Here is a 498-nt window from a genome sequence, read left to right as displayed (position 1 = left end):
CATGTCAAACAAAATCGGCATTATAAAAAGCATCTCACAAGGATCAAATGTAATCGCAACTGCAAAGGACGGCACACAAAGAGTGTTAAAAGTAGGCGATGAAATTTTTCTTGGTGAGACTATACAAACAACTGATATTGACTCAAAAGTAGTCATAACTGCAAACGATGGCAAAGACATTGCGATCATCGGAAAAGATACCCTAAATTTAGACAAGAGCGTAGCTCATAATGAGAGCTTTGGTGACGATAGCGTAGCTGATGTAAGCGCTATCCAAAAAGCACTTCTTGATGGCGCAAACATCACAGATCTTGAAGAGACAGCAGCAGGTGGTAACGCAGCAGCTGGAGCTGGTGGAGATGGTGTAAGCTTAGGTGCTGCTAGCTTTGAAGAGGGTGGTCACTACTCAAACATTACTGATGATTATAGAAATTTACCTGATTCAAGCAGGGCTTTTCAAGCTCCAGAAAACTCAATCGGCGGTTATAATGACGGCAA

Annotated in this window: 1 protein-coding gene; it reads left to right on the top strand. The window is 42.0% G+C overall.

The window, feature by feature from the left end; translation table 11 throughout:
• The coding region (locus UNSWCS_RS10885) for a retention module-containing protein (protein ID WP_035144069.1) at nt 1-498 on the top strand (498 nt) is incomplete at both ends.

The sequence above is a fragment of the Campylobacter concisus UNSWCS genome, from assembly GCF_000466685.1.
GTDB lineage: Bacteria > Campylobacterota > Campylobacteria > Campylobacterales > Campylobacteraceae > Campylobacter_A > Campylobacter_A concisus_A.
This window is presented reverse-complemented; position numbering and strand designations above follow the sequence as displayed.